The following is a 14,995-nucleotide window of genomic DNA, read 5'->3' on the forward strand; positions in this document are numbered from 1 at the left end:
GACGCCAACGGGACAATTGATGAATCCGAACTATCGCAACCTCGCGCTCTGGGCGATCATAGCGGTCCTGCTCATAGCCCTGTTCAATCTGTTCCAGACGCCGCAGACGCGAGGGGCTTCCAGCGATGTGCCTTATTCGCAGTTCCTGCAGGACGTCGCGGCGGGCCGGGTCAAGACGGTGACCATCGCGGGCGCCCGTATCAGCGGCACCTACACCGACAATGCCAGCGGCTTCCAGACCTATTCGCCCGGCGATCCTTCGTTGGTCTCGCGGCTGCAGGACAAGAATGTCACCATCAATGCGCGGCCTGAAACAGACGGTTCCAATTCGCTGTTCGGCTATTTGATTTCTTGGCTGCCGATGATCCTCATCCTCGGCGTCTGGATATTCTTCATGCGCCAGATGCAGTCCGGCTCCGGCCGCGCGATGGGCTTCGGCAAGTCGAAGGCCAAGCTGCTCACCGAAGCGCACGGCCGCGTCACTTTCCAGGACGTTGCCGGCGTCGATGAAGCCAAGGAAGATCTAGAAGAGATCGTCGAGTTCCTGCGCGATCCGCAGAAATTCCAGCGGCTCGGCGGCAAGATTCCGCGCGGCGTGCTGCTTGTCGGCCCTCCAGGAACCGGCAAGACGCTGCTTGCGCGCTCGGTTGCCGGCGAAGCCAATGTGCCGTTCTTCACCATTTCCGGTTCTGACTTCGTCGAGATGTTCGTCGGCGTCGGTGCAAGCCGCGTCCGCGACATGTTCGACCAGGCCAAGAAGAACGCACCCTGCATCATCTTCATCGACGAAATCGACGCTGTCGGCCGCCATCGTGGCGCCGGCCTCGGCGGTGGCAATGACGAACGCGAGCAGACGCTGAACCAGCTGCTGGTCGAGATGGACGGCTTCGAATCCAACGAAAGCATCATCCTGATCGCTGCCACCAACCGGCCCGACGTGCTCGATCCGGCACTGCTGAGGCCAGGCCGCTTCGACCGCCAGGTCGTGGTGCCGAACCCCGACATCGTCGGCCGCGAAAAAATCCTCAAGGTGCATGTGCGCAACGTTCCGCTGGCGCCCAATGTCGACCTCAAGGTGATCGCACGCGGGACGCCGGGCTTCTCCGGCGCCGACCTGATGAACCTCGTCAACGAATCCGCGCTGATGGCGGCACGGCGCAACAAGCGCCTCGTCACCATGGCTGAATTCGAGGACGCCAAGGACAAGATCATGATGGGCGCCGAGCGCCGCTCGTCGGCCATGACGCAGGCCGAGAAGGAGCTGACCGCCTACCATGAGGCCGGCCACGCCATTCTCGCGCTCAACGTGCCGTCGGCCGATCCGCTGCACAAGGCCACCATCATCCCGCGTGGCCGCGCGCTCGGCATGGTCATGCAGTTGCCGGAAGGCGACCGCTATTCGATGAGCTACAAATACATGGTCTCGCGGCTCGCCATCATGATGGGCGGCCGTGTCGCCGAGGAGTTCAAGTTCGGCAAGGAGAACATCACCTCCGGCGCCTCCTCGGATATCGAGCAGGCGACCAAGCTGGCCCGCGCCATGGTCACGCGCTGGGGCTTTTCCGACAAGCTCGGCCATGTCGCCTATGGCGACAACCAGGAAGAAGTGTTCCTTGGTCATTCGGTGGCGCGCACGCAGAACGTGTCGGAAGAAACGGCGCAGATCATCGATGCCGAAGTGCGCCGCCTGATCGACGAGGCCTATTCGTCGGCGAAATCCATCCTGACCAAGAAGAAGAAGGAATGGATCGCGCTGGCGCAAGGCCTGCTGGAATATGAGACGCTGTCCGGCGAGGAGATCAAGCAGCTGATCGCCGGCCACAAGCCCGCACGCGACCTCGGCGACGATACGCCGCCGAGCCGTGGCTCGGCCGTGCCGAAGTCCGGCGGCCGCCGCAAGAAGGGTCCTGAGCCCGAAGGCGGTATGGAACCGCAGCCATCGAGCTGAGCTTGACCACTGATTTCATCGAACGCCGCGGCTTGCTCCGCGGCGTTTTTTGTTTTTGGCGTTGGGGAGGAGTTGTCCGCGACCTCGCATCTGCGACGGTGACGATTGGCGAAAGCCTAGGTGATAGCCAATCTCCCCCGCAAGGGGGAGATTGGCAACGTCGCCGCTGGCGTGCCCTCGAAAGGCAACAAAAAGGCCCGCGAACCCTGCGGTCCGCAGCCCTTCTCTTCTTCAGATGTCTTGTCGCTCAGCTCTTCAGCTTGGCATTGCACAGGCTGTAATAACCGCCGCCCTTCTGGATCCAGCGAAGGCCGTTCAACGTGCCCGCGTCCTTGTTGCCATGGTAGCCCTGGAGACAGGTCTTCATGCGCGCCTTCGCGGGCTTTTCGGTCTTGAACTCGGCGGCCAGCGTGGTCGGGAATGTCACGCCCGCCGGCGCTACAGTGAGGGCGACCGCCGCGCGGGTTTCCTTTTTCGTCTGCGGCTCGGTTTTGACTGCATCCTCGCTGACACTGTCCGCTGCTGATGTCGCGCACTTCTCCTTGCGAAAAGCCGTCCAGTCCATGCCGTTCAGAGTGCCGCCTTCCTTGGCTGTTCGATAGGTCTCGCCGCATTCCTTCATCGTCAGTGCTCTTGCGGGGGCGACGCTCCAAGCGACAAATGCGGTCGCAGCCAATACCGCCAATTTCAAACTGTGCATAAGACCCTCCTGGTTGATAATAGGTTTGAACTCTTTTTGTATATGATTTGTTCTTTATATGTTCAACAAGAATCTTTACGGACTACCGATGAGCTTGACGGTGGGTAGTTTAGGCGAATTGACGATGCCGGCGGCATGCAGATGCGAGCAAGGCAGTGTGCGTCTTCGCGCAACAAAAAAGGCCCGCGCATCTTGCGATGCGCGGGCCTTTGTTTGGAGACTATGGCTAAGCGATCAGCTCTTCAGCTTGGCGTTGCACAGGCTGTAGAAGCCGCCGCCCTTCTGGATCCACTTCAGGCCGCCAAGCGCATTGGCGTCCTTGAGGGCATAGTACTGGTCAAGGCAAGTGTGCATGCGGCCTTTTCCGGGGGTCTCGCTGGCGTATTTCGCCGAGATCGCGGACGGGAACTTGACGCCCTTGGGCGCAGCTGTCGTCGGCTTTGCCGGCTCCTTGGTGTAGCTCGCCTCGTCGGCGGCCGGCACGGTGTCGTCATCCGATGCGCCGGCGCCGCATTCGGTCTTGCGGAAGTCGTTCCACTTCATGCCTTTCAGCGTGTTGGCCGTCTTGGCAGCCTGGTACTTGGTGCTGCATTCGGCCATGGACAGACCCTTGCCGTCGGCGGGAGCCGCGGCAGCCTTGGTGGTCGCCGGCTTGGCGGCGGCAGCGGCGGATGCACCGGCGGCGCATTCGGACTTGCGGAAGTCGTTCCACTTCATGCCGTTCAGCGTGCCGGCAGCCTTCGCCGCCTGATACTTGGTGCTGCATTCCTTCGCCGTCAGGCCCTTGGCCGTGCTGTCGTCCGCTGCGGCGGCAGCCTTGGCAGCCTTGGCCGGCTTCGTCTCGGCAGCCTTCGTGGTGTCGGTTGCTTTCTTGGTATCGGCCGGCTTGGCGTCGGTGGTCGCCGCGGCGTCGGTGCCGCACTGAGCCTTGCGGAACTGGTTCCAGGTCGCGCCGGAAAGTGTCCCCGCATCCTTGGCGGCATTATACTTCGTGCTGCACTCGGCCATCGTCAGTGCGTTGGCTGGCGCGGCCAGGAACAAGGTCGCGACGGCGAGGCCGGTCAAAGTGGCAAGTCGGTGGATGAGCATAGCGTTTCTCCGTTGCAGCAGCCCATGATACGTCCCTGCAAATCAATAACGCTCAACGGTCGGTTGCGCCAGATGCCAAGTGGCGTATATATCGCCGAAAATCGGCTTCTCCCGATAAGGTGATGAAATCGTTGTCCGTTGCCTGGTTCAGAGCAAGATTTTCCTGGTGCTTCCGCGCTGAAAGGCTCGAATGACTTGTATATTGCGGCATGGCAGTCTGGGCATGTCAGGTTGCGGCCACGTGTGTGCAGTGCACAACAATGGTTTTCTAAGGATTGGTAACGTATAATCACACAATGTGATCATAGCGCCCTGGCCAATTGTGGCATGACGTGCCGGGGAAGAAACGTCGAGGAAGCTGACTAGCATGGCAGGGAATTATTTCGGCACGGACGGCATTCGCGGACGCGCCAACAAGTTTCCGATGACCGCTGAAATCGCGATGCGGGTCGGCATGGCCGCCGGCCTTTCCTTCCAGCGCGGCAGTCACCGACATCGTGTCGTGCTCGGCAAGGACACCAGGCTTTCCGGCTATATGATCGAGAATGCCATGGTCGCCGGTCTTTGTGCCGCCGGCATGGACGTGTTCCTGCTCGGCCCGATCCCGACGCCGGCTGTCGCCATGCTGGTGCGTTCGCTGCGCGCCGATATCGGCGTCATGATCTCGGCCTCGCACAACCCCTATTACGACAACGGCATCAAGCTGTTCGGACCCGACGGCTACAAGCTCTCCGACGAAATCGAGGAGCGCATCGAGAGCATGCTCGACAAGGATATCGAACTGGCGCTCGCCGATTCCGACGGGCTTGGCCGCGCCAAGCGCGTCGACGGCGTGCATGACCGCTACATCGAATTCGCCAAGCGCACCTTGCCGCGCTCGATGTCGCTCGCGGGCTTGAGGATCGTCGTCGATTGCGCCAATGGCGCGGCCTACAAGGTGGCGCCCGAGGCGCTGTGGGAACTGGGCGCCGAAGTCGTCGCCATCAATGTCGAGCCCAACGGCTTCAACATCAACAAGGAATGCGGCTCGACCCATCCGGCCGGCCTGCAAAAGAAGGTGCACGAAGTGCGCGCTGACATCGGCATCGCGCTCGACGGCGACGCCGATCGCGTAGTCATCGTCGATGAAAACGGCGCGATCGTCGATGGTGACCAGATCATGGCGCTAATCGCCGAATCCTGGCACCAGAGCGGGCGGCTTGCCGGCGGCGGTGTCGTCTCAACCGTGATGTCCAATCTGGGCCTCGAACGCTTCCTCGGCGACATGAAGCTGCAATTGCACCGCACCAAGGTCGGCGACCGTTATGTCGTTGAGCATATGCGCGCGCATGGGCTGAATGTCGGCGGCGAACAGTCGGGCCACATCGTGCTGTCGGACTTCTCGACCACCGGCGATGGCCTGGTTTCGGCACTGCAGGTGCTGGCCTGCATCAAGCGGCAGGGCCGGCCGGTCAGCGAACTGTCGAAGAAATTCGAACCCGTGCCGCAACTCCTGAAGAACGTCCACATTTCCGGCGGCAAGCCGCTCGAGGAGGCGCCGGTCAAGGCCGCCATCGAAGACGCCCGTAACCGCCTCGGCAAGACCGGACGGCTGGTTATCCGGCCATCAGGGACAGAGCCGCTGATCCGCGTGATGGCCGAAGGCGACGACCCGCAACTGGTCGAGTCCGTGGTCAATGGCATCGTGGAAGTCATCTCGGAAACGCGCAGCGCCGCCTGACCCCCGCAGCGCACGGCACGCACACCTTCGCCAGCTCAAAGCCCGCCTTTCCGGCGGGCTTTTTCGTTGACCCGGCGGTCGATTCTGACCCTGGAAATCGCAGATCGGCTCCTAAAGCGCGTCGCGTTTGAACGGATTTGGGCGACGCGCATCAGGTCTTTGTTTTTATGCACGTCGGTCTCTCAAAACCGGGGCCAGTTTTGGGCGACGTGCATTAGAAATTTCGAGATTCGTGGTTAAGCAACAGGGTTAAACGCCTTTTAACCTTTGCAATTCATTATCCACGACTGAAAGCCAATCGCATTTCGGGCGGGTTCGCCGTTCCGAGCTTTTCAGGGGTGACAAGCATGTTCAAGACAGCAAGAAAGGCCCTGCTCGCCTTACTGTTCGCAGGCCTGGCAGGGCCGTTGTTCGCGGCCGATCTGCCGGAACCGATGGTCGAAGAGGCTCCGCCTCAGGCCGTCTACGAGCAGCCGGCCGAAGTCGGCGGCTGGTATATCCGTGGCGACATCGACTACCACAAGTCGACCGTGCGCGGCATCGACTATATGACCTACACCGTCGACCCCTGTAACTGTACGGTCACGCCCGGCAGCAAGAGTTTCGATTTCGGCAAGCTCAAGGGCGGTTTCTCGCTCGGCGCTGGCGTCGGCTACAAGATCAACGACCACTTCCGTACCGACCTGACCGCCGACTACTGGTTCAAGTCGAACTTCAGCGGTCAGACAACGGGCACGGCAGGCGGTTCGCCGGTCATTGTCACGTCGGCTGAGTCGTCGAAAATGAGCGCTCTCCTGCTCCTGGCCAATGCCTATGCCGATCTTGGTACCTATCATGGCATTACGCCTTACGTCGGCGCCGGCATCGGCGGCGCGCATGTCAAATGGGATACAGTCTATGACCCGACGCCCGGCGCTACCGAGACCAATCCCGGCAGATCCAGCTGGCGTTTCGCCTACGCTCTAATGGCCGGCGCTTCGTACTGCCTGACCGACAAGATCATCCTCGATGCCGGCTACCGCTTCTCCCATATCCAGGGCGGCCGTATGTTCGATTGGAACGTGGGCAGCTCCGGTCCCGGCTTCGACCGCGGCATCAACACGCACGAAGTGCGCGGTGGCCTGCGCTATCAGTTCGGCGGCAGCAACGGTTGCGCCGCGCCGGTCGTTGCCTACCAGCCCGAACCCGAGCCGATCTACACCAAGTAACACCCGCATTACTTGAATTCTTCACGAACCGCCCGGCCTCAAGCCGGGCGGCTTTCGTTTGGGCCATGAGCACTCGGAAATGAATTTGCTAACGCTCTGTTAGCCTTAACCGGCACTTAACCACTATGGTTAACAATGCTCCTTGAAACGATGGCTGCCGTTGCGATTGCTTGCGGCGCCAAATTCGGGAGTCGGGGACCATGAAACTTACATCGCGTATGGCGCTGGCGCTCGGTGCACTAGCCCTCCTGCCGCTGACGCCGGTGCACGCGGCCGACTACGACCCACCGATCTATGTCGACCAGGCACCCGACTACGTCCCTGTCGAGGTCGGCTCCGGCTGGTATCTGCGCGGTGATCTCGGCTATGCCTTCAACAAGCCCTATGAATTTTCGGAAACTCCGGCCGGTCTGGTTACGGACACCAGCCCGCTGTCTGGTTCGATAGGTATGGGCTATCATTTCAACGATTACTTCCGCGGTGAATTGAATTTCGGTCTGCTGCCGACAAGCAAATTCGCCAGCAAATTCGACAGTACTTGCGATGGAACGCAGACGGTGACTGTCACCAGCGGTGGCAGCACAAGCGCGTTCGCCGGCCCAAGCACCCGTGGATGCGAAGGCTCCAACAACGGCAACAACAAGGCCTACGATGTGATGGCCAGCGCCTTTGTCGACCTGGGCACGTATGTCGGCTTCACGCCCTATATCGGAGGCGGTGTCGGCATAGCGTACAGCACCTACAGCTACGCTCAGGGCGCTCGCAATTGTCAGAATTCATCGACAACATCAGGCACAACCACGACCATCTTTGAATGCGACGCTCCAAACGGCTATGACGGGACGACGCAGTCGGAGAAGCAATTCAGCTTCGCGTATACGCTCGGCGCCGGCTTTGCTTATCAGGTCAGCAAGAATGTTGCAGTCGATGTCGGTTATCAATACACGGCTCTGCCTTCCGCGAAATACGTGACAGCAGATGATGTCGGCAACCCTGTATTCAAAAAGGGCCTCGATTACCATCAGGTCCAGCTCGGGCTGCGCTACGATCTTTGGTAGGCGCGGCGAGCACGAGGTATCAGGACGGCGGATCTTCGGGGTCCGCCGTTTGCGTTTGAAGTCACGACATCCTGATCGGGGATCGCCGGTATCCCGGCAGCGACAAAAACTTTCCTCTTGACGCCTGAAGCCCGAACGAATATCGCCGTCCGTGGGCCACCCCTCCCCAACGAGGGGCCACTATCTGGAAGGATAGACCACGATGACGACGCATACGAAGCCCGGACTCCGTCCGGCAAATCCCAATTTTTCCTCAGGTCCCTGCGCAAAACGCCCCGGCTGGTCGGTCGAGGCGCTGAAGGCTGCCGCGCTCGGCCGTTCCCACCGCGCCAAGATCGGCAAGACCAAGCTCGAACAGGCGATCGAGCTGACGCGCGACATTCTCCAGGTCCCCGCGGGTTATCGCATCGGCATCGTGCCGGCGTCGGACACCGGTGCGGTCGAGATGGCGCTGTGGTCGCTGCTCGGCGAGCGCGGTGTCGACATGGTTGCCTGGGAGAGCTTTGGCTCCGGCTGGGTCACCGACGTGGTCAAGCAGTTGAAGCTCGCCGATGTGCGCAAGATCGAAGCCGGTTATGGCGAACTGCCTGATCTCACCAAGATCGATTTCGATCGCGATGTGGTCTTCACCTGGAACGGCACCACCTCGGGCGTGCGCGTGCCGAACGGCGATTTCATTCCCGCGGACCGCAAGGGCCTGACCATCTGCGATGCGACTTCCGCCGCATTCGCGCAGAGGCTCGACTTCGAAAAACTCGATGTCGTCACTTTCTCCTGGCAGAAGGTGCTGGGCGGCGAGGGCGCTCACGGCATGCTGATCCTGTCGCCTCGCGCCGTCGAGCGGCTGGAAACCTACAAGCCCTCATGGCCGCTGCCGAAAATCTTCCGCCTGACCTCGGGCGGCAAGCTGATCGAAGGCATCTTCAAGGGCGAGACCATCAACACGCCCTCGATGCTGTGTGTCGAGGATTACCTCGATGCGCTCAACTGGGCGAAGTCGACCGGCGGCCTCGACGCGCTGATCGCAAGGGCGGATGCCAATGCGGCCGTCCTCCATCGCTTTGTCGGCAAGTCCTCCTGGCTCGGTCATCTCGCCGTCCAGCCGGCGACACGGTCGAACACGTCCGTCTGCCTGTCCTTCACCGACCCGGACGTGTCCGCGCTCGACGCCGACGGGCAGGCGGCCTTCGCCAAGGGGCTGGTGTCGGTGCTCGACAAGGAAGGTGTCGCATACGATATCGGTGCCTATCGCGACGCACCGCCAGGCCTGCGCATCTGGTGCGGCGCGACGGTCGAGACGTCGGATCTGGAAGCGCTGCTGCCCTGGCTCGACTGGGCATTCGCTGCACAGAAGGCGTCGCTCAAAGCGGCGGCCTGAGATCATTCGCGGCGGCCTTCGGGCCGCCACTCCCATCAGGATCAAATCCATTTCAAGGAGGCCGCCATGGCGCCCCGCGTTCTCGTCTCAGACAAACTCTCCCCCACCGCCGTGCAAATCTTCAAGGATCGTGGCGTCGAGGTCGACTATCTGCCCGATCTCGGCAAGGACAAGGAAAAGCTCGCCGAAGTGATCGGCCAGTATGATGGCCTCGCCATCCGCTCGGCGACCAAGGTCACCGAAAAGCTGATCAACGCCGCTACCAATCTCAAAGTCATCGGCCGCGCCGGCATCGGCGTCGACAATGTCGATATCCCGGCGGCAAGCCGCAAGGGTATCATCGTGATGAACACGCCCTTCGGCAACTCGATCACCACCGCCGAACATGCGGTGGCGATGATCTTTGCGCTGGCGCGCCAGATCCCTGAAGCCAACGCCTCGACCCATGCCGGCAAATGGGAAAAGAACCGCTTCATGGGCGTCGAGATCACCGGCAAGACGCTGGGCGTCATCGGCTGCGGCAACATCGGTTCGATCGTCGCGACGCGCGGCGTTGGCCTCAAGATGCACGTCATCGCCTTCGATCCGTTCCTGTCGGACAGCCGTGCCGAGGAGCTTGGCGTCGACAAGGTCGAACTCGACGAACTGTTCGCCCGCGCCGATTTCATCACCCTGCACACACCGCTGACCGACAAGACGCGCAACATCATCGATGCCGCGGCGATCGCCAAGATGAAGAAGGGCGTGCGCATCATCAATTGCGCACGCGGCGGTCTGATCGTCGAGGCCGATCTGATCGCGGCGCTGAAGAGCGGCAAGGTGGCCGGCGCCGGCGTCGACGTCTTCGAGGTCGAACCGGCCGAGAACAACGAACTGTTCGGCATGGAGAATGTGGTGGCGACGCCGCATCTCGGCGCCTCGACGACGGAGGCCCAGGAGAATGTCGCGCTGCAGGTTGCAGAGCAGATGGCCGACTATCTGATCAAGGGCGCCGTCTCCAACGCCATCAACATGCCGTCGATCACCGCCGAGGAGGCGCCGCGGCTGAAGCCGTTCGTCAAGCTCGCCGAGGTGCTCGGCGCCTTTGTCGGCCAGGTCACCGAGGATCCGATCAAAGAGGTGGAAATCCTGTTCGACGGCTCGACCGCGACGATGAACACGCGCGCGCTGATCAGTGCAGCACTCGCCGGGCTGATCCGGCCTCAGGTCTCGGACGTCAACATGGTGTCTGCGCCGATCATGGTGAAGGAGCGCGGCATCATCGTCGCCGAGGTCAAGCGCGACAAGTCGGGCGTGTTCGACGGCTATATCAAGCTGACGGTGAAGACCGAACACATGACGCGCTCGATCGCCGGCACATGCTTCTCGGATGGCAAGCCACGCTTCATCCAGATCAAGGGCATCAACCTCGATGCCGAGGTCGGCCAGCACATGCTCTACACCACCAATGCGGACGCGCCGGGCATCATCGGCCTGCTCGGCACTGTCTGCGGCGAGAATGGCGTCAACATCGCCAACTTCCAGCTCGGCCGCAACCGGCCGGGCGGCGATGCCATAGCGCTGCTCTATCTCGACGCGCCGTTCCCGGAAGCCGTGCTGGAAAAGATCAAGGCCCACAAGTCGATCGACTCGGCCAAGAGGCTGCAGTTCGACGTCAACGCGATGTGATCGAGGACAGGCGGTCGCCGACCCCCTGTTGATACCGGCCGCCGCGGCGGCCGGTTCAGGTTAACTCGTCCGAGCCATCGGAGACGCCCACGCGATGTCGGTAGACCAGTTCCCAGCCCTTCCAGCCCGTAAACAGCAGGATGAGAACCACGATCAGCGATAGGACGATGCCGGTTGGCATCACGGCCGCCGCTCCGCCCGCATACCGCGAGTACCAGTTGTAAAGCTCGATCAACACGACGAGTACATTGCCGCCGGCATGGAGCCATGCCGTCGTGAGATTGCGGATTTGAACATCGCCGAGAACATCCGTCAGGCCAGCAAGCGCAGCCAGGGCAGCCATGATCAGGCCTGCGCCGAGAAGCCAAAGCGACCCGGTGACCCATCCGGGATCGGCTGTTCGCCAGAAGATAAGATCGCAAACGAAGGTGCCGACAAAAAAGGCAATCGGAAACGGAATCAGCATCGGATGGATAGGGTGACCAGCAATGCTTGCCGTGCTGCGAGGGTTGTGGCTCATCATGTCACCTCCTCCCTCCCCTTCAAACTCCGCTGGAGGTGAAACGTTCCAAGTAGGGGACGCGGCAGGATTCATGCCGCTGTTTCCGCGTCATTGGCGAAGTCCAGGCCGTTCGCGGGAATTGCCGCAACGGCGGAGGGCGTCAGCCGCCAAATGTCATCTGCGGTGGTCCGCCACCGCCATCCTGCGCCCGCTGTATTCGGCAAGCCCGATACCGCCCAGCACGAGCACCAAAGCCAGTGCCTGATAGAGGTGGAACGTCTCGCCGACAATCAGCACCGACAGCAGCGTGCCGAAGATCGGCACCAGATTGATGAACAGGCCCGCGCGGTTGGCGCCGATCAGTTCGTTGCCCCTGATGTAGAAGATCTGCGAAACGACCGAGGCGCCGATCGCCGTATAGACGATGACGGTCCAGCCGCGCTCGTCGGGCATGATGACCTTGCCGGCGAGGACCTCCCACAGGAAGAACGGCAACGAGGTGACGAGTGCCGCAACCGACAGGGCCAGCATCAGGCTCTGCCAGTGCATCACCGGCTTCAGCCGCAGCCCGACCGAATAGCCGCTGTAGAGAAAGACGGCGACCAGCATGATGGCGTCGCCGAAATTGAGTTCCAGCGTCAACAGCCGGCGCGGGTCGCCGTGGCAGGCGGTGAGGATCACGCCGGCGATGGTCAGCACGACGCCGACAATCTGCGCCCAGTTCACGCGCAGGCGGAAGAAGACGAAATTGGCAGTCATGATCAGGATCGGCATCGCCGCCTGTTCGATCGAGACATTGATCGCTGTCGTGTAGTTGAGCGCCGTGTAGAAGATGGTGTTGAACAGGGTGAAGCCGCTGGCGCCGAGGGCGACCAGCACGAACCAGTGCTTGCGGACTACCGGCCAGTCCTTCTGGATGGTCTTCCAGCCAATGGGCAGCATGATCGCCACGGCCAGCACCCAGCGCAGGAAGACCAGCGTCATCGGCGAGACGTGATCGACCGCCAGCTTGCCGGCCACCGAATTTCCACCCCAAAGCAAGGTGGTGAGCAGCAGGAATATGTAGGCGCTTCGATGCATCGCGGGATTCCAGTCGCTGGAGCTGCGGTGTTTGCCGGCCTATTGCCCCCGCTCGCCCAAGTAAATGATGTCAAAGCCGAAAATTGTTGTGCCTCAGGGCATTTTCGACGGCAAAGAAAGGTCGCGCTCGCGAGGTCTTGACGTTATAGAGGCCTGTCGTTTCGAACCATATTCAAGCCGCTTGGCGGCGTCTCAAGGGAAAAGAAACATGGCCAATGTGGTGGTCGTCGGCTCGCAGTGGGGTGACGAAGGCAAGGGCAAGATCGTCGACTGGCTGTCGGAGCGCGCCGATGTCGTGGTGCGTTTCCAGGGCGGCCACAATGCCGGCCATACGCTGGTCGTCGACGGCAAGGTCTACAAGCTGTCGTTGCTTCCGTCGGGCGTTGTGCGCCAGGGCAAGCTGTCCATCATCGGCAATGGCGTCGTGTTCGACCCGCACGCTTTCGTCGCCGAAGTGGCAAAGCTCAAGGCGCAAGGTGTCGAAGTGGCGCCGGATCGCCTGAAAATAGCCGAAAACACGGCGCTTATCCTGTCCCTGCATCGGGAGCTGGACGGATTCCGTGAGGACGCCGCATCCAATTCCGGGACGAAGATTGGCACGACCCGTCGTGGCATCGGCCCCGCCTACGAGGACAAGGTGGGCCGGCGCGCGGTCAGGGTGATGGATTTGGCGGATTTGGAAACACTGCCCTTGAAAGTCGACAGGTTGCTGACGCACCACAATGCGCTGCGTCGCGGGCTTGGTCACGCGGAAGTCACGCATGACGCGATCATGCAGGAGCTGACCTCGGTCGCCGACGACATCCTGCCCTATATGGACCGGGTCTGGAAGATCCTCGACGACAAGCGCCGGGCTGGCGAGCGCATCCTGTTCGAGGGCGCGCAGGGCACACTGCTCGATATCGACCACGGTACCTATCCGTTCGTGACCTCGTCGAACACGGTTGCCGGACAGGCTGCCGCCGGCTCCGGCGTCGGCCCAGGCGCCATCGGCTATGTGCTCGGCATCACCAAGGCCTATACGACACGCGTCGGCGAGGGTCCGTTCCCGACCGAGCAGAAGAACGAGGTCGGCGAATTCCTTGGCACGCGCGGCCATGAATTCGGCGTCGTCACCGGTCGCAAGCGCCGCTGCGGCTGGTTCGACGCGGTGCTGGTGCGCCAGGCTGTCGCTGTCAACGGCATCAAGGGCATCGCGCTGACCAAGCTCGACGTGCTTGACGGGCTGGACGAGATCAAGGTCTGCACCGGTTATCGTCTCGACGGCGAGATGATCGATTATCTGCCGGCCAGCCAGGGTGCGCAGGCACGTGTCGAACCGGTCTACGAGACGCTCGAGGGCTGGAAAGGCACCACTGCCGGCGCGCGCAGCTGGAACGATCTGCCGGCCCAGGCGGTCAAGTATGTCCGCTACATCGAGGAGCTCATCGGCGCACCGGTCGCGCTCCTTTCCACCAGCCCGGAACGCGACGACACGATACTTGTGACCGATCCGTTTCAAGACTAGTTTCTGAAGCCTTTCCGGGCATCGCGGCTGATTTGCGGGGGCCGGCGCGGAAGCAAAATACAGGTCGACTGAAGCATGGCAGATTTCGTTGCTATTCTGAAAAACGCGCTCGACAAGCATGGCGACGAGACGCCGGAAAAGCGTACGCGCATCTATGCCAGCGTTCGCACCATGCTGGCGAAGAAGCTTGGTGAACGTTCGCCGCCGTGGGCTCCCGAAGCCATAGCCACGCAGATGCGTTCGCTGGAAGACGCCATTACAAGTGTCGAGCGCGATTATGCCAAGAGCGTGCCGGAGACCGACCCGCTCGCGGAGCTGGAACACATCTTTTCGTCGATCGATCGCAACAAGAACCAGCCAAGCCATACAAGGCAGCCGGCGAAGGCGGAATCGGCCTGGCCGGCACCGCCCGTAGCCAAGCCGGAGCCCTATCAACCCGCGTCGCCGCCTGCCGCTAAGGTCGAGCCAAGCTGGCAAAGATCGACGCCGGCGCCTGCCCAGCCGGCTCGCGCCGACACACCTCTTCCCGGCATGAACGCCGAGGAGGCGGACGACGAGGCCGATGTCTTTTCCAGCAACGAAGACAATGAAGAGCCGGTACCGGACACCTTCCAACGCCTGCGTCCCGCCGAGCGCAAGCGCAGCTATGGCGGGCTGATCGCCGCCGTTGTCGCACTGCTGGTCGTTGCCGGCGGCGGCTACGGCATCTGGCTGAACAAGGACGCCTTCGGCAAAATGCTTGGGCTTGGCGGCAATCAGGTCGCCAAGACCGAGCCGGTGAAGCCGGCGCCGGCCAAGCCGGCAACCGATGCCGCGGCAGCGCCTGCGGCGCCCGCGTCTGGCGGCACGGAAGCCGAAAGCACGAAGTTCACCCAGCGGCTGACACCGCAGGGCAGTGAAGTCGACCCGGGTCCGGCCGGTGGCCAAAGCGGCATCGGCGAAGGCGAATCGGTCGCGGCGCTGTGGGGGCGGCATCTGTCGCCGGAGGCGTAGTCGCGGCAGGCGTGCCGGCGGATGGTGCGGAAATCGCCGGTGCGTTCGTGGCTGAGGGCGGGGTGGTCAGCGCCGCGACCGATTCGCCTTCGCCGATGCCGCTTTGGCCACCGGCCGGACCCGGGTCGACTTCACTGCCCTGCG

Annotated in this window: 12 protein-coding genes; 8 read left to right on the plus strand and 4 right to left on the minus strand. The window is 62.0% G+C overall.

What is annotated here, in order from left to right; translation table 11 throughout:
- Nucleotides 1–19 precede the first annotated feature (19 nt).
- Nucleotides 20–1,948, plus strand: a complete 1,929-nt coding sequence (gene ftsH / locus EN943_RS10455) for an ATP-dependent zinc metalloprotease FtsH (RefSeq protein WP_027037183.1) — start codon at nucleotides 20–22, stop codon at nucleotides 1,946–1,948.
- Between the two features lie 247 nt (nucleotides 1,949–2,195).
- Here the strand turns inward: ftsH and EN943_RS10460 are convergent, their stop codons facing one another.
- Complete coding sequence (locus EN943_RS10460) at nucleotides 2,196–2,570, minus strand: hypothetical protein (RefSeq protein WP_245475686.1); 375 nt, start codon at nucleotides 2,568–2,570, stop codon at nucleotides 2,196–2,198.
- A gap of 312 nt (nucleotides 2,571–2,882) precedes the next feature.
- Nucleotides 2,883–3,737, minus strand: coding sequence for a hypothetical protein (locus EN943_RS10465; protein WP_127412546.1), 855 nt, complete (start codon nucleotides 3,735–3,737; stop codon nucleotides 2,883–2,885).
- 367 nt (nucleotides 3,738–4,104) lie between these two features.
- On the opposite strand from EN943_RS10465, the gene glmM reads away from it, so the two are divergent.
- The 5 genes from glmM to serA all read left to right on the plus strand — a co-directional run bounded on the left by glmM (nucleotide 4,105) and on the right by serA (nucleotide 10,769).
- On the plus strand, nucleotides 4,105–5,457 hold the full coding sequence (glmM, locus tag EN943_RS10470) for a phosphoglucosamine mutase (RefSeq protein WP_027037180.1): 1,353 nt from the start codon (nucleotides 4,105–4,107) through the stop codon (nucleotides 5,455–5,457).
- A gap of 347 nt (nucleotides 5,458–5,804) precedes the next feature.
- A complete protein-coding gene (locus EN943_RS10475; RefSeq protein WP_127412547.1) occupies nucleotides 5,805–6,665 on the plus strand; it encodes an outer membrane protein in 861 nt (286 codons plus the stop codon).
- Nucleotides 6,666–6,865: 200 nt separating this feature from the next.
- A complete protein-coding gene (locus tag EN943_RS10480) occupies nucleotides 6,866–7,723 on the plus strand; it encodes an outer membrane beta-barrel protein (RefSeq protein WP_127412548.1) in 858 nt (285 codons plus the stop codon).
- A 202-nt stretch (nucleotides 7,724–7,925) separates the two neighbouring features.
- A complete protein-coding gene (locus tag EN943_RS10485; protein ID WP_127412549.1) occupies nucleotides 7,926–9,101 on the plus strand; it encodes a phosphoserine transaminase in 1,176 nt (391 codons plus the stop codon).
- 66 nt (nucleotides 9,102–9,167) lie between these two features.
- Nucleotides 9,168–10,769 carry a phosphoglycerate dehydrogenase gene (serA, locus tag EN943_RS10490; protein WP_127412550.1) on the plus strand — a complete coding sequence of 534 codons (1,602 nt, stop codon included), beginning with the start codon at nucleotides 9,168–9,170 and terminating at the stop codon, nucleotides 10,767–10,769.
- A gap of 55 nt (nucleotides 10,770–10,824) precedes the next feature.
- Here serA and EN943_RS10495 read toward each other — a convergent pair whose 3' ends face one another.
- Complete coding sequence (locus EN943_RS10495; protein ID WP_127412552.1) at nucleotides 10,825–11,289, minus strand: DUF2231 domain-containing protein; 465 nt, start codon at nucleotides 11,287–11,289, stop codon at nucleotides 10,825–10,827.
- A gap of 156 nt (nucleotides 11,290–11,445) precedes the next feature.
- A complete protein-coding gene (locus EN943_RS10500) occupies nucleotides 11,446–12,351 on the minus strand; it encodes a DMT family transporter (protein ID WP_127412551.1) in 906 nt (301 codons plus the stop codon).
- Between the two features lie 208 nt (nucleotides 12,352–12,559).
- On the opposite strand from EN943_RS10500, the gene EN943_RS10505 reads away from it, so the two are divergent.
- Nucleotides 12,560–13,858, plus strand: coding sequence for an adenylosuccinate synthase (locus tag EN943_RS10505; RefSeq protein WP_024502931.1), 1,299 nt, complete (start codon nucleotides 12,560–12,562; stop codon nucleotides 13,856–13,858).
- Between the two features lie 75 nt (nucleotides 13,859–13,933).
- A complete protein-coding gene (locus EN943_RS10510) occupies nucleotides 13,934–14,851 on the plus strand; it encodes a hypothetical protein (RefSeq protein WP_245475694.1) in 918 nt (305 codons plus the stop codon).
- The last annotated feature ends 144 nt before the right edge of the window (nucleotides 14,852–14,995 follow it).

It is taken from the genome of Mesorhizobium sp. M7A.F.Ca.US.006.01.1.1, assembly GCF_003997935.1.
GTDB lineage: Bacteria > Pseudomonadota > Alphaproteobacteria > Rhizobiales > Rhizobiaceae > Mesorhizobium.